The following is a 20,059-nucleotide window of genomic DNA, read 5'->3' on the forward strand; positions in this document are numbered from 1 at the left end:
GGAGCGGGCGGTGTTGTTGGTGATGGCGGATGATGGGGAGCTGGGGGCGGCGGTGGTTCGGGCGGTTCGGGTCGAGCTCAACGACGTCGACGTCGCGCTCGAGTCGGTGGCGATGGTCGGGGCTGAGGAGCTGCGGGGGCGGATTGATGCTGCGGAGGAGCTGATTCGGGAGCGTGGGGCGCTCGGGCTGGTGTGGCTGGAGCCGCGCGCGGATGGGCTCGTGATTCACCTGGTGGTCGCGGACGCGGGGATGCTGCGGCGGCCGGTCGTGGGGGTCGACGAGCCGGGCGCGGCGGTCGAGGCGGCGGCCGTCATCGTTCGCCACTTCACGACGGACCTGCTCGCGGGACGGCCGATCGGGCTGACGCGCTTCCCGGACCGGGCCGAGGAGGGCGCCGAGGCCGATGCTGGCGAGCGCGAGGACCGGGGAGCGGGGGAGCGGCGCGACGGCTCGGCGCCGGTCGAGGCGCCGCCGATCGACGAGGCGGCGCCGCGGCGCCCGAACCCGCTCGAGCGCCGCGGGGGCAGCCTCCGCTTGCAGGCCGGTTACGTCGGTCAGGCCTGGGCCCGCGAGCGCGCCTGGGACAGCGGCGCCGAGCTGGCGCTGGGCTGGCGCTCGGCGCTCGGCGTCCACGTCGGCGCTGGCTTTGCGCTCATCCCTCGCTTCGAGGCGACCGTTGTCCACCCGACGGTCTCGGGCTTGATGACCTATCGCGTCGGCCGCTACCCGCTGTCGGTCTTCGCCGGGTACCAGCACCTGTGGGCGCGGCCGGGGCTGGCCCTCGACTTTCAGCTGCGCGTCGTGGCCGAGTTTCACGAGCGCAGCGCGACCGACCCGATCGGCGATGTCCGGATCGAGCTCAGCGAGTCCAACCTCCGGGTGATCCCCGCGCTCGAGCCGCGGCTGCAGATCGACTACCTGCCGCTGCCGCAGCTGTCGGTGTTCGCGGCCGTGGGCCTGCGCGCAGCGCTGGTCGATGTCGAGTACGCCGTCGGCTACGAGGTCGAGGGCGAGCCGGGGGGCGGCGCGCAGACCCGTGTGTTGCGGCCCAACCTGGTCTCGCCGATCGTGCTGCTCGGCGTCGCTGTGTTCTTGTAGCGACGGCTTGTAGGATTGGCGGCGAGCTTGGGTCAGCGCATGGGCAGGGGGCCAGGACCAGACGACGAGGCGTTGTTTTGCGACGCGCAGCTGCCAGCGTTGCGGGCCGCCGTCGACGAGCTCGCGTGGCTGCTCGGGCGCGGCTACGCCGAGACCTCGGCGCTGGCCCTGGTCGGCGATCGCCACGGCCTGCGGGCTCGGCAGCGGGCCGCGGTCCGGCGCTGCACCTGCACCGACGCCGCGCTCGCTCACCGCCGCGCGCGACGTGTGGACGCGGCCGGGGTCGCCGGGCAGGCCCTGGCGATCGATGGCTTCAACGTGCTGATCACGATCGAGTCGGCGCTCGCCGGGGGTGTGCTCCTGATCGGTCGTGACGGCAGCCTCCGCGACATGGCCAGCGTCCACGGCAGCTATCGCCGGACCGCGCAGACCCGGGCCGCGTGCGAGGCGATCGGCGATCACATCGCCGCGCTCGCGCCGGCCTCGGTCCTGTGGCTGCTCGACAGCCCCGTGTCCAACAGCGGGCGGCTCAAGGTCGCGCTCGCCGAGCTCGCCGAGGACCGAGGCTGGGACTGGGGCATCGAGCTCGACCACAACCCCGACCGCCGACTCGCTCGCTTCGAGGGCGTGAGCGCGACGGCGGACGCGTGGATCCTCGACCAGGCCCGCGCGCGCTACGATCTCGCGTCCGCGGTCGTGGCCGATCGCTGCCCCGAGGCGTGGGTGCTCGACCTCGGCGCGCTCGCGTCGGGCCTTGCCGGCGCCGGGGCGCCGGGGTAGTACCGGCGGTCGATGAGCGTTGTGACGACCAAGATTGCGACTGTCGAGATCCGCGACCTCGCCCACGGCGGCGCCGGAGTCGGCAAGGCCCTCGACGGGGACGACGCGCGGGTGTGGTTCGTCGACGGCGCGCTCCCGGGCGAGCGCGTGCGGGCCAGCCTCGACGCCGAGCACAAGAGCTGGCTCCGGGGCCACACGCTGGAGGTCCTCGAGCCCTCGCCGGCCCGGGTCGCGCCGCCGTGCCCGCTCGCCGATCGCTGCGGGGGCTGCACGTGGCAGCACGTCGACGCGGCGGCCCAGGCTCAGCTCAAGGCCGACATCGTCGCCAACCAGCTGCGCAAGCTTCCGGCGCCCACGCCCGTCGCCGTGCCCAGCCCGAGCGCGCTCGGCTACCGTCGCCGCGCTCGCGTCCACTATCAGCGCGATCCAGGCCGCGAAGGCGAGGGCTTCGCGCTCGGCTTTTACGGTCAGCGGTCCCACGAGATCGTCGACGCGGACCGCTGCCCGGTCCTGGATCCAGCGCTCGACTGGGCCGTGCAGCAAGTTCGGGCGTGGGCCCGCTGGCTGCCCGAGTCCGGCAGCGTCCACGGGCTCAGCAACGGCGCCGAGGTCGTCCTCGGGCTCCCCGGCGTCCGTCCGACGCCCGAGCTCGAGGCTGCGATCCGCGCCGTGATCGAGGCCTCGGCGCCCGCCGAGGGCAGCGACTCGAGCCCCTCGGGGCCGAGCCTCGTCGGCGTCCAGCTGCGCGCAGGCCGGGCGCGCGTCGGCGTCGGCCGGACCTGGCTCGAGCTCGACGGCGACGGCCCGACGCCGCCGGTCAGCCAGGGTCCCTTCACCTTCAGCCAGGCCCAGGCCGCGCAGAACGCCGCACTGGTCGCGCACGTGGTCGAGATGGCCGCGCCCGCCGACCGTCGGGTGCTCGAGCTCCACGCGGGCGTCGGCAACTTCTCGCGCGCGCTCGCGCGCTCGGCCAAGCGGGTCTGGACCGTCGACGGCGACCGCGAGGCGGTCGCCAACCTCCAGCGCACCGTCGAGCGCTGGGGCCTGCCGATCAACGCCAAGCGCGGCCAGGCCGAGAAGCTCCTGGCCAAGCTCGCGGGCGGCGGGCGTCACTACGACGTCGTCGTGTGTGATCCGCCGCGCGCGGGCATCGGAGCCCAGGCCGCGCGCGATCTGGCCGCGGTCGCGCGCGAGCGGATCGTCTACGTCTCGTGTGACCCGGCCACGCTGGCCCGAGATCTGAGCCACCTCGCCGGGCCCGACGCGGCCTTCGAGCTGGTCGATCTGCGCGTGTTCGACATGATGCCGATGACGGCCGAGGTCGAGGTCGTCGCAACCTTGGTCCGTCGGGGCCAACAGCACGGGGCCGGGTGAGCGGTCTGCTCGATGCGATCGGCGGCGGCGGCGAGCTGGCCCCGGTCTACCTGCTGTGGGGCGACGACCAGGCCGCGATCAAGGCCGTCGTCGCCGCGCTGCGCGAGGCCGCGCTGCGCCCCGGCGGGGTCTCGACCGGCATGGAGGCGTTCAACCACGAGCAGTTCGACGCGCCCTACGTGCTCGCCGCGGCCGAGGTCCTCAACGCCTGCGGGCAGGTCCCGATGATGTCCGCGCGCCGGCTGATCGAGCTGTCCTCGCCCGAGGACTTCGGTCGCCACCGCAAGGCCGAGGAGCTCGACGGCGAGACCAAGGAGCTCGAGTCCAAGCGCGACGACGCGATCGCGGCCCTGATCGAGTACTTCGACGACCCCAACCCGACGACCGTGCTGGTCGTGACCAGCTCGGGGATCAAGGGCACCTCGAAGCTGGTCAAGGCCGCGAAGAAGTCGAAGTCCGTGGTCGAGCGCAAATTTTCGCCGCCCGACGAGCGCGAGGCGGTCGACGAGTTGCTGGCCGAGGCCAGCCGCCGCGAGCTGCCGCTGAGCCCCGCGGGCGCCCACGCGCTGGTCGGCGCGGTCGGCACCAGCTTGTCCGAGCTGATCCCCGCGCTCGAGCGCGCGGTCGCGTTCTCGGACGGCGCCCGCGTCGAGCGCGAGCACGTCGAGGCCGTCGTCGCGAGCACCCGCGAGGCCAACGTGTTCGATCTGACCGACGCGATCGGCCGCTCCGACCACGTCCGGGCCCTCGAGATCCTCGCGCGCATGTTTCACACCAGCGAGAAAGATCCCGGCCAGGCCATGAAATTGCTCGGCCTGCTGCTGTGGCAGACCCGGCGCCTGTGCACCGTGAAGTTCGCCCGCGATCCGGCGGCGGCGCTCAACAGCAAGCCGTTCGCGGTGCGCAAGCTCCAGCAGCAGGCCAGCGGCTTCGACGAGCGCCGGCTGCGGGCTGCCTACGCGGGCTTGGCCCGGCTCGACGCCGATCTCAAGGGCGGCTCGAAGCTCGCCTACGAGTCGCCCTTCATCGCCCTGCAGCGCTGGGTCCTCGACACCTGCGGGGCGCTGCCTGACGTCGACCCGCGCGGTCGAGCCTAGCAGCCCGGGGTGCAATGCATCGTGTCGCCTCGCGCCGGAATTTTCGCCGAGGGCGCGAAGCCAAAACGCCGCTGTACCGGGCGTACTGCAAGTTTTGGCGACAAAGCCCTCGGTGAAAAGGCCAAGCGAGGCGGCGCGAGGCATTGCACCCCGGGCTGCTAGGGCCCACGCGGTCGAGCCTGGCGCCCACGCGGTCGAGCCTGGCGCCTACGCGGTCGAGCCTAGGGGAGGGCAGGGCAGAAACAAAGACGGCCCACTGCAGGGCAGGGGCCGTCTGGCGCGAAAGAAGCAGGATCCGGAGTTCAGTCGGCGGTCGTCGCTGCGGCCTTGGTCACGGCGAGGGTCAGACGCGAGGCGTAGCGCGACGCGGTGTGACGATGAAGGACGCCCTTGGAGTTGGCCTTGCCGATCGCCTTGAGCGCGATCGGGAGCGCGGACTGGGCAGCCTCGACGTCGCCGTCGGCGATCGCTTTGCGGACCCGCTTGACGTAGGTCCTCATCGAGCTGAGGTGCGTAAGGTTTCGAGCCCGTCGCTTGATCCGTTGTCGGTTGCGCTTCTCGGCCTGTTTATGATTCGCCATGAGTCGTCTCGGTTGGTCTCGGTCTGCTTCGAACGGGCTTCGCGGCCCAGCGTGGGTGCTGGGGCCGCATGTTGTGGCCCGTCGCTTCGGGCTTGTCAAGCTGGCGCTCGCCAGTCAACCTGCGCCTCGAGATGTCCTCCCTCGGCGACCACCCACTCGTGGTGCTGCTCGTGCTCGCGCTCACGCCCGCGTGCGTGTTCACGCCGCCTCCGCCGCTGCCCGGCGAGGTCGACGACGGCCTGAGCAAGCTGCTCGGCGAGCCGACGGCGCGGGGCGGAGGGCAGGGCGGCTCAACGCTCCGCGACGGCGACGACGACGAGGAGCCCGGCCGCTCGGGCGAGCTCGCGTCGCGCTTCAAGCGAGGTCAGGAGCCCGACGTCGGCATGACCCTCGAAGAGATTCGGGCGTTCAACGCGGCCCAGGGCGACCCGGTCGACGGCTTCTACTCCCTCGAGGACGCCCTCGCCGGGCTCCCGACCGAGGGGGAGCTGTGGGTGGAATTCGTGACCGCGCGCGGGGTCATCGACTGCCGCCTGTTCGAGCAGCTGACGCCGGTCACGGTCGCCAACTTCGTCGGGCTCGCCCGCGGGCTGCGGCCATGGTTCGACCGTGACGCCGAAGAGTGGGTCGAGGGTCAACCCTACTACGATGGCACGACGATCCACCGGGTGATCCCGGGCTTCATGATCCAGGCCGGCGATCCAACCGCGACCGGGCGGGGCAACCCCGGCTACGTGATCCCCGACGAGATCCACCCGGAGCTCGGCCACGACGGCGGCGCCCTGAGCATGGCCAACAAGGGCCCGAACACCGGCAGCGCGCAGTTCTTCGTCGTGCTCGAGCCCGCCGCGCACCTCGATGGCGACCACTCGGTGTTTGGCCGGTGCACGGCCGCCGGGGTCGAGATCGCCAACGAGATCGCCAACGTTGCCGTCGGCGCCGACGACAAGCCGATCGACGACGAGCGGATCGAGCAGGTCCGGATCGTCCGCCGACCGTCAAACTAGTCGTCGTTTGGCGGCTGTCCGACGGCTGGCTGATGGGCCGTCGTGGCAGCGCGGCGCGACTCTTGCTTGCAGGTAAAACCAGTGTATCCGCAGGATGAAATAGTGAAGATATTACCGAATATGCACACTCTAGATTCCCCGCACTAATGCAGACTATCGGCCGACAGATGTTCGCGTTTGTCTGTTGCGGATGGCTAGAACACCCATAGTCGTGCTTCTGCGGGCTTTGGTCGACAAGGCGCGGGTTTCAGTCGACGGCGAGGCTCCGAAGATCTGGCCGGCGATCCGCGGTGTGGTGCAGATCGCGATCGCGATCCGCGCCGGATAGCGATCGCGATCGCGATCGCGATCCGCGCCTACCTATTCGAGCAGGTGGCCCAATTCCGGGCCACGCATGAATTTCGTCGCACTGGTCCGTTTACTTCCACGGCCCGCTCCTTCCATAATCAGCACACGAAGACACCGGAGCGGCGAGTCGGCGGCCTGTTGGCATCCGCAACGCCGTCGCTCGTCTGGTGGTCATGAGCGCAGCACGCAGGGGCCTTGGTTGACCGATAGCGATCGCAGTCTCGCAGCAATCCTCGAACGGGTCACCGGTTCGAGCCACGGGGTGGTCGAGTTCGGTCGCTACGAGCTGCTCCGGTTGATCGGGCGCGGCGGCATGGGCCAGGTGTTCGAGGCCTGGGACACGCAGCTCGAGCGGAGGGTCGCCATCAAAGTGTTGACGGCCGAGCACAGCGATGACCTCGCGCTGCGCGAGGCTCGCTGCGTGGCCCGGGTCGCCCACCCGAACGTCGTCTCGGTCCACGAGGTCGGACGCGTCGACAGCCTGGTGTTCATCGCCATGGAGCTGATCGATGGCCCGAACCTTCGTCAGTGGCTGCGCGAGCAGCCGCGGCGCTGGTCCGACGTCCTCGACCAGGTCATCGACGCGGGGCGCGGGCTGGCGGCGGTCCACCGCGCCGGCCTGGTCCACGGCGACGTCAAGCCGGGCAACGTGCTCGTGGACGGCGTCGTCGGCCGGGAGCGGCGGGCGCGGATCGCCGACTTTGGGCTCGCGCGGGTCCGCTCGCGGGTCGCCGAGCCCGCGCTCGTGGCGGCCGTGCGTCGCGCCGCCGAGGCCGTCGAGACCGAGCTGGTCGACCTCGATCACCGGCGACCCCTGGGCGAGCCCCTCGGGCTCTCGCAGCCTCTCGCCGCGCCGCTCGAGCTCGAGGGGTCACCCGTCTGCCGCGTCCTCCCGTCCGGCGCCTCGCTCCCCACGCCTGTGGCCCCCGTCGTCGGCGGCACGAAGCCCTACATGGCGCCAGAGTGCCTGGCGGGGGCGCCCGACGACCTCACGCGCGCGGATCAGTACGGTCTGTGTGCGACGGCGTGGGAGGCCTTGTTCGGCGTGCGCCCCTACGCGGGCAAGAGCGCCGTGGCGATCCTCGGCTCGATCGCCGCGGAGCGGATCGAGCGGGGGCACGGTCGCCCGCGGGGCATGCCGCGCGCGATCGAGGTCGCGCTCTTGCGAGGCCTGAGCGCGGCCCCCGAGCGCCGCTGGTCCAGCGTCGAGGCGTTGGTCGCGGCGCTCGAGCGCGGGCGTGACGCGCCGCGCCGCGCGGCGCTCCGCGGCTTGGTCGCGGCGGCCGTCGGTCTCGGCTTGGCCGGGATCTCGATCGGGATCGGGTCCACGCCAGATCCCGATCGAGATCCCCGCGAGTCCGAGCCAGACGTCTGCGCGGCGCGGCTCGATCCGCTCGGAACCAGCTGGGACAGGCGTGCGGAGCCCGAGCCAAACGAAGAGCTCCGGGCTGCGGGCAGGTACCCGGCTCGCTGGCTCGACCAGCGGGTCGTGGAGTGGGCAGCAAAGTGGCTGCGGGCGGCGGACGAGCCCCCCCTCGAGTCCCCCTTCGAGCCGGGGCCCCCACCCCGAACAGATTAGACCCCCGCGGCTGTCAGCGACTTTGCCTCGCCAGGGACTTCAGATCGTGGCGCCGAAGTAGGCCGCCTCGATCGCCTCGTTGCGCGCGGCCTCCTCGGCCTCGTCACCCTCGCCCGCGGGCCGACGCCCACGCCTGGCCTTGCGCGGCTTCAGGGGCTTCGACTTCAGCTTGATCTTGGCGCCGAACAGCCACATGTAGCGCTGCCCGTCCTCGTTGCCGCCGCCGAAGATCCAAAAGAGCGCGCGCCAGTGCAGGGCCGGCGGTTGGCCCTCGGCCTCGCGCCGCCAGGTGGCGAGCCCCGGGCCGATCAGGTGGCCGACCTTCTCGCTGGTCTCGCGCCGGGCGTAGACCAGCGGCAGCACCTGCGTGGCCGTGCCGCGGTCGTGGCGGCGGACGTCGTACCAGACGAAGCCGCCGATCGTGACGCGCCGCTTGGGGTTGTCGAAGTGCCACAGGACCGGGAACTGCACGGCGTTGTTGTGCTTCTGGTTGCGGTGCTGCACGAACAGCCCGGGGATCACCGCGGTCCAGGTCTCGCCCTTGGCGATGTTGTTGTCGCGGACGTACAGCGGCAGGAACCAGTGGAGGCGGCGCTGCTTGTAGCTGTCTTGGATGAAGAACAGCGGCGGGAGCACGGCCGTGCTGACCTTGTGGGGCCGGCGGAACTGCCACACGAGCAGCGTCGACTGCCACCAGCCGCGGTCCTCGTTGTGGCGGGCGATGTACAGCGGCGGCAGGGCCCAGGTCGTGCTGATGTCCTTGTAGGGCTTGCCGTTGGCGCCCTTGCGGTAGCCCTTGTGGTAGGCGAACACCGGCCACACGAAGGTCGTGTGCTGCTCGTTGGTGACCTTGCGGTAGATGAGCGGCGCGTACCAGGCCAGCTCCTTGCCGGGCTTTTGCGCGACGCCGGCCAGGGGCGTGAACAGCTTGAAGCCCTCGGGGTCCTTGTCCCACCAGTACAGCGCCAGCGCCGAGTGGGTCTTGCGCCCGCGGCCGTCGCGTCCGTAGAAAAACAGCGGGAAGCTGCCCCACAGGGTGTAGCGATCGGCGGCGTCGTCCTCGGCCAGGAAGCCGCCCTTTTGATAGCGGAACAAGAGCGGCACGACGCCCGTGAAGCGGAAGTTCTTGTGCAGCCGGTGGATGTCGTAGAACAGCGGGATCGCGAGGCCGGCCTTGGTGAAGTCGTGCTTGCGGTGGACCCCGACCGCGAAGGGGAAGGCCATCCAGACCCGGCGGTTGTTGCCCTGGGCGCGGTCGAACCACAGCGGGAGCCCGACGGTCGTGCGCTGACGGGTGACCTTGTTCTCGAGGCTGACGATCAGCGGCGGCACGACCAGGAGCCGGCGCTTGGGCGAGTCTTCCCAGTAGCTCAGCGGCCCGAGCCCGGTGATCAGCTTGTCGCGCGTGAGCCGGTGGTAGAAGGGGCCCGCGACGATCGTGTGGGTGTGGCGGGTGCGGTCGCGCGAGTGGAAGAACAGGAGGCTGGCGTCGACGTCGACGCCGTCTTTTTGGCGCTGACCAAAGTACAGCGGGACGATCGCGAGGTTGTTGCGGGGCTTGTCGCCGCGGACCCGCGCGCGCCAGATCAGCGGGGTCCAGATGTCGAGGTCGCGCTCGGCCCGGCGGTCGCGGAGGAACAGCGGGAACAGCGACGTGGTCGCGCCCGCGAGCTCGCCGTTCGCGTCGCGCCGGGTCTCGTGGTGGAGCAGCGGCAAGAGGCCGCCGCCGCGGCGGCTGAGCCCGTCTTCACGCTCCCCGGGCCCGCGCGAGAAGCCGTAGGCCAGGGTCGCCAACCAGGCGTTGCCCTCGGGCCGACGCAGCGCGCCGCCGAGCGGGCTCAGGTGCAGCGTTCGATCGCCGCGCTGGCGGCGGTAGTAGAGCGGGAACAGGACCGAGTCGCGCTGCTGCTCGACGACGCCGGGCTCCCCGAGGCCCTCGCCCGCGCTGGCCTGGCCCGCGAGCGTGACCTCGCGCTTGACGTCCCAGGCGATCAACCCGACCCCGAGCACTCGTGAGCTCGGCGTCTTGGTCCGCACGAACAGCGGCCAGATCGTCTTTTGGGTCTGCTCTTGCTTGTCCTCGACGTGGCCGAACAACAGCCACGGGAGCACGGCGTAGCGATGGCGCTCGTCGTTGGCGGCGACGAACAGCGGCGGCATCCCGGCGCGGAAGCCCTGGGCACGCTTTTGAACGTAGAGCGGCGGGACCACCCAGGTGTTGTGGGTGTTGGCGGGGTCGCGGTCGCGGTAGTGCCAAAACAGCGGCGTCACGACCTGGTGGCTCTTGCTGCCCTCGCGCCCGGTGAAGGTCAGCAGCGGCGGGATGCCAAACCGGGCCCGGTCGTCGCCGCGGGTGCTGCGGTAGACGAGCGGCCCGACACCCCACGCGCTGCGGCGCGCGGCCGCGTCGAAGCTGCCGGTGTTGTTGGGATCGTTGTTGACGAAGCGCCAGGCCAGGCCGCCGAGCACGAACTGGCGGCTGCGCAGGGGCGTGTGGCTGACGAAGGTCAGCAGCGGCAGCGAGCCACCGCCGCCGCCGCGGGCCGACTCGCCGCGCGCGCGCCAGGCCGAGAACGCCAGCGTGTGGAGCGAGAAGTGCTCGGGGCCCGACTTCCACAGGGCCAGCGGGGCGAGCACGCTGACCGAGGTCTTGGCCTGGCGATCGGCGAAGCGCCACCAGATCGGCGCGGCCCAGGAGATGTGCTGAGCGGGATCCTCGACCGCGCCGCCGAGCAGCGCGACCCAGGTCGTGCGGTCGCGGATGCGGTCGCGGTGACGCCAGACCAGCGGCGTGAAGGCCGACAGCTCGCGCTCGGGCCTGCGATCGTGAAAGCTCAGGGCCAGGGGCAGCGCCCACGCGTCGTGGCCCCGAGCCTTGTCCTTGCGCCGGATCCACGGGATCGTCCACAGCTCGGTGCGGTTGCCAAACTCGCGCCGTTGCCAGTGAAAGAAGGGCAGGAGGGTGCGGTGGGTCAGACCCTTGGTCAGGTTCTTGCCGCCGAAATAGAGCGGGCTGGCGTCGACCGTCTTGAGCCCGCGCTGGAAGCGAAAGAAGACCGGCGCGAACACGAAGTGCCGACGATCGTTGTCGATGTTGTCGTCGTCGAGGTTGCGGCTGCCGTACCAGGCCAAGAAGCCCGAGACCCCGAACACCTGATCGGGCGCCTTCTTGCGGTAGTGGAAGGGGAAGACGAACAGGTTCTTGACGTGGCGGTTGCCCCACCACCACACGAAGGGGAACTGTCCGAAGTTGAACTGCTCGCCGACGCGGCGGTAGCCCATCAGCAGCGGTATCGCGGCCCAGACCGTCTTGTGCTCCGAGAACCCGCCGAAGTAGAGGGCCAGCGGGTTCATCCATCGCTTCTTGCGCCGGTCCTTGGCGTAGTAGGCGATCGTGAAGCTCAGATCGAAGTGGGCGAGGGTCTCGGGGTGGCCGGGCTTGGGCTGGCGGTGGACGAAGAGCGGCGGCAGCGTGAGCGCGGTGGTCGTGTGGGTGTCGTACTCGCGCTCGAGCCAAAAGGGCGGGATCGTGCGCTTGCGTTGGAGCTTGGGGACGGCCAGCTCGAGATCTTCGATCTCCCCGCGGCCGCGCGGTTGCTCGAGCAGCTCGTCGTCGGGATCTTCGAGATCTTCGGGATCTTCGGGGTCGTCGAGATCTTCGAGATCTTCGGGGCTCTCGGTCTCGGCCTCGGTCTCGGCGCCCGGGCTGGGCTGGGTCGGCTTGACGGGGATCGTGGCCCCCGGTCCGCCCGCCGGCGCAGGGCTCGGCGGCCCCGCCAGCTCCGGGGCGAAGGGGACGCTCGGGCCGCCGATGCTCAGCGGCCCGCCGGCGCTCGACCGCCACGGGCGTTGGCCCGCGAGCGCCTCGCTCGGCAACGTGAACAGGGACACTAGCGTCAACGCCAGCGCGAGCAGCCCTCCTGAGGTACTGGGGGCCCGATCGCGGGCGTGGAGGTCGTTTCGGAGGCGCTGGCTCATCGAGATGCGGGCCGCTCGGGACAGCTTCGGGACGGACAGGCCGCACCAACGGGGATGTCGGTGTCGACCTTGCACGGCGGCAGTGGGCCAGCCGTGCGGGCTCGGCCGAAGTCGCGCGAGGGTATGCGAAGGTATCGGCCAGGACCAGCGCGGCGCGACGGTTAGCGGGTCAGCGCAAAACACGCCACCCGTCCTGTAAAACACCTTGTCGGGACCGGGCCCCTGTACTAGAGAAATCCGTTCGAATGGTTCCGCCCAAGCGCCAGCCAAACGCCAAGGAGAGCGCGTCCCCCGAGCCGCGCTCCGTCGACGCGCTGCGTGTAGATCTCGACCAACTCGAGCTCGGCAGCCAGCCCTTGGTCGCCGGGTTGTCCCAGGCATGGGTCGCGGAGATCTTGTCCGAGACCGACGCGATCGCCGACGGCGATGGGGCGGTGAGCCTCGAGCTCACGGTCCAGGCCGATCGGACCGTGCTGGTCCGCGGCAGCCTTCAGCTCAGCTACACCGTCCCGTGCGCCCGCTGCCTCGAGCCCGCGCTCGTCGACGTCGGCGTCGAAACCGGCGAGCTGTGCGTGACCTTCATCCCCGCGGATCGGCTGCGCAGCTGGGCAGAATTCAGCGGCGCGCCCGAAGACGAGGACGAGATCGAGCCGCTCGACGCGTCCGAGCTCGACGAGATCGGCTACGAGGGCTCGATCGTGGATCTCCGCGCGTTCTTGGCCGAGCAGATCCTCCTGGCCTATCCGATGCGCGCGCTCTGCAGCCGCGGCGAGGCCTGTCTGGGCCTGTGCATGCGCTGCGGCACCAACCTCAATCTGGCTGAGACCGCGCCAGATAGCTGCCCTGGCTGCGGTCTGGCCCTGAGCGCGAACGCCAGCGCCGCCGACGAAGCCGCCGATTCACCCTGGAAGCAGGCCCTGGCCAAGGTCAAGGCTGACGATCTGTCGTGAGCCAACTCCGGCTCCTCGCTCTTCCATCTTTCGCCCAAACCCTCCACACTCCCGCTCCCACTGGACCCGACGTCATGGCCGTACCGAAGAAGCGCAAGTCCAAGTCCCGTCGCGACATGCGTCGGGCGAACCACGATCGCCGGACCGCTCCGGCCCTCTCGCCGTGCCCCAACTGCGAAGAGTTGATGCTCAGCCACCGCGTGTGCCCGGCCTGCGGCTTTTACAAGGGCCGCGAGGTCGTCGCGGTCGAGCGCGACTGAGGCCGTCGCTCCGCCCCGGCGGAGCTGGCTGCGGCCCTGGGCTCCTGACTCACAGGCGACATGGTCGTGATGAGTGAGGGGCGCAGGCTGAAGGTCGCGCTCGACGCCTTTGGATCGGACCGACGGCCCGATCCGGAGGTCGAGGCCGCGCTGCTCGCCGCGAAAGATGGGCTCGCGCTCGAGCTCGTTGGCGACCGCGCCGTACTCGACGCCAAGCTCGCCGAGCGCGGCTCGGATCGCGCCGGGCTCGAGATCGTCCACGCGCCGTCGCAGATCTCCATGGACGCGAGCGCCGCCCGGGCGGTGCGCGCTCAACCAGACGCGTCGCTGTGCGTCGCGGTCGATCGGCTCGCCGCCCGCGAGGTCGACGCCGTCGTGTCGGCCGGCAATTCGGGAGCGCTGCTCGCCGCGGCCTTGTTGCGTCTGGGCCGCTGCGTCGGCCTCGATCGTCCGGCGATCGCGACGAGCCTTCCCCGGGCGGATCAGCTCGACGATCCCGCCGGGCGGACGGTGCTCCTCGACGCCGGCGCCAACGTCGAGTGCAAGGTCCTCAATTTGGTGCAGTTCGCCGTGGTCGGCGCGGCCTACTCGCGCATCGAGTACGGCGTCGCCCGTCCGCGGGTCGCCGTGTTGGCCAACGGCAGGGAGTCTGTAAAAGGGACCGCGCTGACCCGCGGGGCCCACGGGATCTTGTCGGGGCACCCGTCGGATTCCTTCGAGTTCGTCGGCTACGTCGAGCCGAACGAGCTGTTCTCGGCGAGGTGTGACGTCGCAGTGACCGACGGCTGGACCGGCAACGTCGCGCTCAAGCTCGCCGAGGGCGCGATGGCGGCGTGGCCCCGGATGCTCCGCGCTGCGCTCGCCGAGATCGGATCCAAGGCGCCAGACACCGAGGGTGAAGCCGCGATCGCAGCTGCGATCGACGCTGGGCTGCAACTCGTTGCGCGCCACCTCGACCCGGAGGCTCACGGTGGCGCGCCGCTGCTCGGGGTCGACGGCGCCGTCATGATTTGCCACGGTGCCGCCGGGCCCCGAGCGATCCTCAACGCCGTGATCGCTGCCCGCCGCTTCGCCGAGCGCGGCTTGACCGAGGCGATCGGCGACGCGCTCGAGGACCACACCGAGCTGTTCGAGCTCGCCCGCAAACTCCCCTAGACCGATGACTACCGAGCAAGTCGTGAGCACCACAGCCTTCATGTTCCCCGGACAAGGTACGCAGGCGCTGGGCATGGGCCGAGGGCTCGCGCGCGAGTACCCCGAGGCCCGCCTGGTCTTCGAAGAGGCCGACGAGGCCCTCGGTTCGTCGCTGTCGAAGCTGTGCTTCGAAGGGCCCGAGGACGAGCTGGCCCTGACCGCCAACACCCAGCCGGCGATCCTCACGACCTCGATCGCGGCCTTGCGAGTGCTCGAGGCGCGGACCGACCTCCGGCCGAAGGTCGCCCTCGGCCACAGCCTCGGCGAGATCTCGGCGCTGGTCGCCGTCGGCAGCGTGCGCTTTTGGACCGCCGTCCGGCTCGCGCGGCTGCGGGGCCAGGCCATGCAGGAAGCGGTGCCCGAGGGCGGGTCGATGGCCGCGATCATCGGCTTGTCCGTCGAGCAGGTCGAGGCCCTGTGCGAGGAAGCCAGCAGCGAGACCGAGATCGTCAGCCCCGCCAACTTGAACGGCGGCGGCCAGATCGTCGTCGCCGGTCACACCGACGCGGTCGAGCGCATCTCGGATCTGGCCCACGACGCCGAGGGCCGGGCGATCACCCTCAAGGTCAGCGCGCCCTTTCACTGCGCGCTGATGCAGCCCGCCGCCGAGCGCCTCGCCGAGTGGCTCGACAAGGTCGACATCTCGCCGATGCGGGCGCCGGTGATCAGCTGCGTCGACGCCGAGCCGATGGCCTCGCCAGATCGGGTCCGCGGGCTGCTCGTGGCTCAAGTCACGAATCGCGTGCGGTGGGAGGAATCTGTGCGAAAGGCGTTGCACATGGGTTGCGAACGGGCGATCGAGCTCGGCAACGGCAAAGTCTTGCGCGGCCTCATGCGTCGCATCGACAAGGGCTTCAAAGTCTACAACCTCAGCGAGCCTGGGGATCTGGACAAGCTGCCCAAGGACTGAAGGACTGATCGGTGCGCTGGGCATGGATGTTCTCATCGGCATCTCGCTGCGCGCCTGGTAGGCGCCACAGTTCGTGAGCTTCGAAGCGATCTAAACCCTGTCCAGCCATGCACCAATGCGCTACACGTCGGGCCCTGTGACGGCTCTTCCGCCATCGCTAAGTCTCGCCGAGCGCGTCGCGCTGGTTACCGGTGCCTCGCGTGGCATCGGCCGGGCGATCGCCTCGACCCTGGCCGCTCGCGGTGCCGCGGTCGCGGTCAACTACGCCAACAGCGAGGCCGCCGCGAAGTCGCTGTGCGACGAGATCACGGCCGCTGGCGGCAAGGCGATCGCGGTCGGCTTCGACGTCGCCGATCAAGACGCGGTCGCGGCCGGCGTCAAGCGTGTCGTCGACGAGCTCGGCGGGCTCCACATCCTCGTCAACAACGCCGGCATCTCGATCGACGGGCTGCTGCTGCGGGCCAAGGCCGAGGACCTTCGCCGGACCCTCGCGGTCAACCTCGAGGGCGCCTTCTTTTGCAGCAAGGCCGCCGCTCGCCACCTGCTCAAGGCCAGGGACGCCGGCCGGATCATCAACGTGTCGAGCGTCGTCGGCGAGACCGGCAACGGCGGCCAGTCGATGTACGCCTCGTCCAAGGCCGCGCTGATCGGCCTGAGCAAGTCGCTCGCGCTCGAGCTCGCCGGCCGCAAGGTCACGGTCAACGCCGTCGCCCCCGGCTTCATCGAGACCGAGATGACCGACGCGGCGCTGCAGGGCGACGCCCGCGAGCAGCTCCTGGCCAAGATCCCTCTGCGCCGGATCGGCGCCGCGAGCGAGGTCGCCGAGGCCGTCGCGTGGCTGGCCTCGCCGGCCGCCGCCTACGTCACCGGTGAGGTGCTCCGGGTCAACGGCGGCCTCTCAACCTGAATCCCTCAACTGACGAAGCAACCCAGACCTTCGACCACCAAAAGCGAATCCAGACATGTCCGACGCAATCCTCGATAAAATCACCGGGATCATCGCCGAGCAGCTCGACGTCGAGAGCGACGCGGTCGCGCCCGAGAAGAGCTTCACGGACGACCTCGGCGCCGACTCACTGGCGATCGTCGAGCTGGTCCTCGCCCTCGAGGAAGAGTTCGGCATCAAGATCCCCGACGACCAGGTCGACAGCATCAAGACCGTCGGCGACGCGGTCAACTACATCAAGACGAACGCGGAAGCGGACTCGAGTAACTGAGCCCGCGAGGGCTCTGGTGCCCCTGAGGGCGCCGTGAAGAGGCGAAACGTGACAGAGCGCAAAGTAGCCGTCACCGGAACCGGAATGATCACGCCGCTGGGGCTCGACACCGAGCAGACCTGGGCGGGCGTGATCGCCGGTCGCAGTGGCGTTTCAGCGATCACCAAGTTCGACGCCAGCGAGATGCCGACGCAGATCGCTGCCGAGGTCCGGGGTTTCGAGCCGACCAACTTCTTCTCCAAGAAGTACATCCGGCAGATGGACCCGTTCATCCAGTACGCGGTCGCGGCCTCGTACATGGCCCTCGAAGACGCCGGGATGCTCGAGGACAAGCCGCCGGCCGAGCGGACCGGCGTCTACGTCGGTTCGGGCCTCGGCGGCATCAACACGATCGAGCGCACCCACCTGTCGCTGCGCGAGAAGGGCTGGCGTCGCGGCATCAGCCCCTACTTCGTGCCCGCGCTGATCATCAACCTCGCCGGGGGCCAGATCTCGATCTTCCACGGCTTCAAGGGCCCGCTGATGAGCCACGTCTCGGCGTGCTCGACCTCGGCCCACTCGATCGGCGAGGCCTACCTCGCGATCAAGTACGGTCGCGCCGACGTCATGGTCGCCGGCGGGACCGAGTCGACGATCACCGCCTTGAGCCTCGGTGGCTTCGCCGCCGCCCGGGCCCTGAGCAAGCGCAACGACGAGCCGACCAAGGCCTCGCGTCCGTTCACCGCGAGCCGTGACGGCTTCGTGATGGGCGAGGGCTGCGGCCTCGTGATCCTCGAAGACATGGAGCGCGCCAAGGCCCGCGGGGCCAACATCATCGCCGAGCTCGTCGGCTACGCGGCCAACTCCGACGCCCACCACGTGACCGCGCCGAGCCCCACGGGCGAGGGCGCGCAGGTCTGCATGCGGCTCGCGCTCGAGGACGCGGGTGTCAGCGCCGACGCGGTCGGCTACATCAACGCCCACGGGACCTCGACCGCCGCCGACGCCGTCGAGACCCACGCGATTCGCCAGGTGTTCGGCGCCCACGCGGACAAGCTCCAGGTCTCGTCGACCAAGTCGATGCTCGGCCACCTCCTCGGCTCGGCCGGTTCGGTCGAGGGCGCGCTGTGCTGCCTCGCGCTCGCGCGCGGCGTGCTGCCGCCGACGATCAACCTCGACGATCCCGACCCCGCCTGCGACCTGGACTACATCCCCCACGAGGCTCGGCGCCTCGAGGTCGAGTACGCGCTGTCCAACAGCTTCGGGTTTGGCGGTACCAACGCCTGCCTCCTGTTCAAGCGCGCACCCTGAGCTCGCGGGATCTCGCGCAACTACAGCTTGGCTGGCCCAGCGAGGCGCCAGACCCACGATCTCGACAGCGTGTACACACGCGCAGGTCGGGATCGGGTACAAAATAGCGATGCGATTCCATGTCGGGAGCGATCACGGCGGCGCCGCGCTGCTCGAGATCCTGGTCGCGGCGCTCGGGGAGTGGGGGTGTTCGGTGCTCAGCCGAACGGGGCCGGCCCCCGGCGAGAAGGCCGACTACCCCAAGGTCGCCCACGAGGTCGCCACGCAGGTCGTCCGCGATCGCGAGGCCGGGGCCGACGACGTGTTCGGGTTGCTGGTGTGCGGGACGGGGCAGGGCATGGCGATGACCGCCAACAAGGTCCCCGGCGTCCGCGCCGGGGTCGTGTCCGACGGCTTCAGCGCCAAGATGATCCGGGCCCACAACAACGCCAACGTGCTGTGCCTCGGCGAGCGCGTGCTCGGCTCGGAGCTGGCCAAGCACCTGCTGCGCGAGTTCATCGACGCCGAGTTCGAGGGCGGCCGCCATGGGGCACGCGTCGCGCTGATCGGCTCGCTGACGGGGGAGGGGAGCTGAGCCGAGGTGGAGTGCCCGGTCTGCGGCGGACGCAACACCAAGGTTGTCGACTCGCGCGACAGCCGTGACGGCGTGCGTCGGCGACGGGTGTGCAACGAGTGCGGGCACCGGTTCACGACCCGCGAGCGGATCGACGAGACCCTGCCAACGGTGCTCAAGCGCGGCGGCGAGCGCCAGCCCTTCGACCGCGCCAAGGTCCGCCGCGGCCTCGACATCGCCTGTCGCAAGCGCGGGATCCCGGCCGAGGCCCTCGACCGAATCGTCACCCAGATCGAGACCTGGGCGTCGACCAAGGGCGATCGCGAGGTCAGCTCCGAGGCCCTCGGCGAACGCATCATGCATCACCTCTACGCCCTCGATCAGGTCGCCTACGTCCGCTTCGTCTCGGTCTATCACAGCTTCGAGAGCATCGCCGAGTTCGAGCATCTGCTCCGCGAGATGCAAAAGGCCGAGCGGGTGAACATCGAGGGCCAGCGGACCTTGTTCCCCGAGGCCGAAGAGCCAGCCCAGCCCGAGCCTGCGGCGGCCGCCCCGGTCACGAAGCGCAAGCGCAAGCGGAGGCGAAGGCGGACCGCCGAAGCGCTCGCTGAGGATGGGCAGGCGCGGCCTGCTGAGGGCGAGGTCCGAGCGCCGAGCGCTGCGTCGGCGTCGGGGGCCGAGTGAGCCAGTCCGAGCGCGACCTTCGCTGGATGCGTGAGGCGCTGCGGCTCGCGCAGCTCGGGACCGGGGCGACCTACCCCAACCCCTGCGTCGGCGCGGTCGTCGTCAAGCGCGGGCGCGTGGTTGGCAAGGCCCGCTCGGACGTCACCGGTGGCGATCACGCCGAGGTTCGGGCCCTCGCCGAGGCCGGGCGCGCGGCCAAGGGCGCGACCGTCTACCTGACCCTCGAGCCCTGCGCTCACCGCGGGCGCACGCCGCCTTGCGCCGACGCCCTCGTCGCCGCCGAGGTCGCGCGGGTCGTCGCGGCGATCGAAGATCCCGCCTCGCACACCGCTGGCGCCGGGCTCCGAAGGCTGGCCCAGGCCGGGATCGAGGTCGAGCTCGGCGTCCTCGCTGAGCGCGCCCGCGAGGTCCATCGCCACTACCTCCACCACGTCGCCCACGGCCGGCCCTTCGTCACGCTCAAGCTCGCGGTCTCGGTCGACGGACGCATCGCGACGGCGGGCGGCGACAGCAAGTGGATCACGGGCGAGCCCGCGCGGCGCAGCGCCCACCGGCTCCGCGCGAGGCATCACGGGATCGCCGTCGGGGCCGCGACGGTCCTGGCCGACGATCCGCGCCTCGACGTTCGCCTCGTTGCGGGCGTCGATCCCCTGCCTGTGGTGTTCGATCCCCGGCTCCGGGTTGCGAGCGCGGGTCGCCCCTTCAATTTGTTGCGCCCCGGGGTCTTGTACCTGCACACCGCTCGGGCTTCGAAGCGTGCCCGGCGGGCGCTCCGCGAGGCCGGCGCCGAAGGCCTCGAGCTCCCCGCGGCCTCCTCGGGTGGCGTCGACATCGACGCCGCGCTCGCGCAGCTCGGCGCTCGCGAGCTGCGCTCGATGATGGTCGAGGGCGGCGGGCGCCTGGTCGGCGCGTTCGTGGGCGCGGGGGCGTGGCAAGAGCTGTGGCTCTACCGCGCGCCGGTCGTGCTCGGTGAGGGTCGACCGGCGATCGCGGGGGTCGGCTGGGCCACGGTCGCGGACGCCCCGCACCTCGAGGTGGTGCGCCGCCGCAAGCTCGGCGTCGACGATCTATGTGTGTACGCGCCGGTCGGCGACCCTACGTGACCGAGGTGGTCATGTGAGCTGGGCCCAAGCGCGGCTGAGGGGGGTCCGCCGAATG

Annotated in this window: 18 protein-coding genes; 16 read left to right on the forward strand and 2 right to left on the reverse strand. The window is 70.7% G+C overall.

Annotated features, from left to right (window positions below):
* The 4 genes from ENSA5_RS38645 to holA all read left to right on the forward strand — a co-directional run.
* A partial coding sequence (locus ENSA5_RS38645) for a hypothetical protein (protein ID WP_181198369.1) occupies positions 1-1,099 on the forward strand: 1,099 nt, incomplete at its 5' end.
* A gap of 39 nt (positions 1,100-1,138) precedes the next feature.
* Positions 1,139-1,879: a DUF434 domain-containing protein gene (locus ENSA5_RS31980; RefSeq protein ID WP_146156338.1), complete on the forward strand. Its 741-nt coding sequence runs from the start codon at positions 1,139-1,141 to the stop codon at positions 1,877-1,879.
* Between the two features lie 12 nt (positions 1,880-1,891).
* On the forward strand, positions 1,892-3,253 hold the full coding sequence (locus ENSA5_RS31985) for a class I SAM-dependent RNA methyltransferase (RefSeq protein ID WP_106395515.1): 1,362 nt from the start codon (positions 1,892-1,894) through the stop codon (positions 3,251-3,253).
* Positions 3,250-4,350: a DNA polymerase III subunit delta gene (gene holA, locus ENSA5_RS31990; protein WP_106395516.1), complete on the forward strand. Its 1,101-nt coding sequence runs from the start codon at positions 3,250-3,252 to the stop codon at positions 4,348-4,350. The genes ENSA5_RS31985 and holA overlap by 4 nt, the downstream gene beginning before the upstream one ends.
* A 302-nt stretch (positions 4,351-4,652) precedes the next feature.
* Here holA and rpsT read toward each other — a convergent pair whose 3' ends face one another.
* Positions 4,653-4,931 (reverse strand): 30S ribosomal protein S20, encoded by a 279-nt coding sequence (gene rpsT / locus ENSA5_RS31995; protein ID WP_106395517.1) that lies wholly within the window; start codon positions 4,929-4,931, stop codon positions 4,653-4,655.
* Positions 4,932-5,062: 131 nt separating this feature from the next.
* Here rpsT and ENSA5_RS32000 point away from each other — a divergent pair, with 131 nt between their 5' ends.
* Together ENSA5_RS32000 and ENSA5_RS32005 are read left to right on the forward strand one after the other, a co-directional pair.
* Positions 5,063-5,938, forward strand: coding sequence for a peptidylprolyl isomerase (locus ENSA5_RS32000; protein ID WP_258183086.1), 876 nt, complete (start codon positions 5,063-5,065; stop codon positions 5,936-5,938).
* A 610-nt stretch (positions 5,939-6,548) separates the two neighbouring features.
* The gene (locus ENSA5_RS32005; protein WP_181198370.1) at positions 6,549-7,865 is read left to right on the forward strand and encodes a serine/threonine-protein kinase; all 1,317 of its coding nucleotides are present in this window, start codon (positions 6,549-6,551) and stop codon (positions 7,863-7,865) included.
* Between the two features lie 39 nt (positions 7,866-7,904).
* On the opposite strand, the gene ENSA5_RS38650 is transcribed toward ENSA5_RS32005, so the two are convergent.
* Positions 7,905-11,756, reverse strand: coding sequence for a hypothetical protein (locus ENSA5_RS38650; RefSeq protein WP_181198371.1), 3,852 nt, complete (start codon positions 11,754-11,756; stop codon positions 7,905-7,907).
* Between the two features lie 332 nt (positions 11,757-12,088).
* Here ENSA5_RS38650 and ENSA5_RS32020 point away from each other — a divergent pair, with 332 nt between their 5' ends.
* From ENSA5_RS32020 to ribD, 10 genes are all read left to right on the forward strand, one after another.
* Positions 12,089-12,793: a YceD family protein gene (locus tag ENSA5_RS32020; RefSeq protein WP_106395520.1), complete on the forward strand. Its 705-nt coding sequence runs from the start codon at positions 12,089-12,091 to the stop codon at positions 12,791-12,793.
* 74 nt (positions 12,794-12,867) lie between these two features.
* On the forward strand, positions 12,868-13,053 hold the full coding sequence (gene rpmF, locus ENSA5_RS32025; RefSeq protein ID WP_106395521.1) for a 50S ribosomal protein L32: 186 nt from the start codon (positions 12,868-12,870) through the stop codon (positions 13,051-13,053).
* Between the two features lie 69 nt (positions 13,054-13,122).
* Positions 13,123-14,208, forward strand: a complete 1,086-nt coding sequence (gene plsX / locus ENSA5_RS32030; protein ID WP_181198372.1) for a phosphate acyltransferase PlsX — start codon at positions 13,123-13,125, stop codon at positions 14,206-14,208.
* Positions 14,209-14,230: 22 nt separating this feature from the next.
* On the forward strand, positions 14,231-15,157 hold the full coding sequence (fabD, locus tag ENSA5_RS32035) for an ACP S-malonyltransferase (protein ID WP_219906904.1): 927 nt from the start codon (positions 14,231-14,233) through the stop codon (positions 15,155-15,157).
* A gap of 136 nt (positions 15,158-15,293) precedes the next feature.
* A complete protein-coding gene (locus tag ENSA5_RS32040; RefSeq protein ID WP_258183087.1) occupies positions 15,294-16,064 on the forward strand; it encodes a 3-oxoacyl-ACP reductase family protein in 771 nt (256 codons plus the stop codon).
* 55 nt (positions 16,065-16,119) lie between these two features.
* Complete coding sequence (gene acpP, locus ENSA5_RS32045; protein ID WP_106395525.1) at positions 16,120-16,374, forward strand: acyl carrier protein; 255 nt, start codon at positions 16,120-16,122, stop codon at positions 16,372-16,374.
* 48 nt (positions 16,375-16,422) lie between these two features.
* Entirely contained in the window at positions 16,423-17,664 is a 1,242-nt protein-coding gene (gene fabF / locus ENSA5_RS32050; RefSeq protein WP_106395572.1) for a beta-ketoacyl-ACP synthase II, read from the forward strand.
* Positions 17,665-17,773: 109 nt separating this feature from the next.
* On the forward strand, positions 17,774-18,238 hold the full coding sequence (locus ENSA5_RS32055) for an RpiB/LacA/LacB family sugar-phosphate isomerase (protein WP_106395526.1): 465 nt from the start codon (positions 17,774-17,776) through the stop codon (positions 18,236-18,238).
* Positions 18,239-18,244: 6 nt separating this feature from the next.
* Entirely contained in the window at positions 18,245-18,901 is a 657-nt protein-coding gene (gene nrdR / locus ENSA5_RS32060) for a transcriptional regulator NrdR (protein WP_106395527.1), read from the forward strand.
* Positions 18,898-20,004 carry a bifunctional diaminohydroxyphosphoribosylaminopyrimidine deaminase/5-amino-6-(5-phosphoribosylamino)uracil reductase RibD gene (ribD, locus tag ENSA5_RS32065; RefSeq protein WP_106395528.1) on the forward strand — a complete coding sequence of 369 codons (1,107 nt, stop codon included), beginning with the start codon at positions 18,898-18,900 and terminating at the stop codon, positions 20,002-20,004. Before nrdR ends, ribD begins: the two co-directional genes overlap by 4 nt.
* Positions 20,005-20,059 lie beyond the last annotated feature (55 nt).

The organism is Enhygromyxa salina (assembly GCF_002994615.1).
Taxonomy (GTDB): domain Bacteria; phylum Myxococcota_A; class Polyangia; order Nannocystales; family Nannocystaceae; genus Plesiocystis; species Plesiocystis salina_A.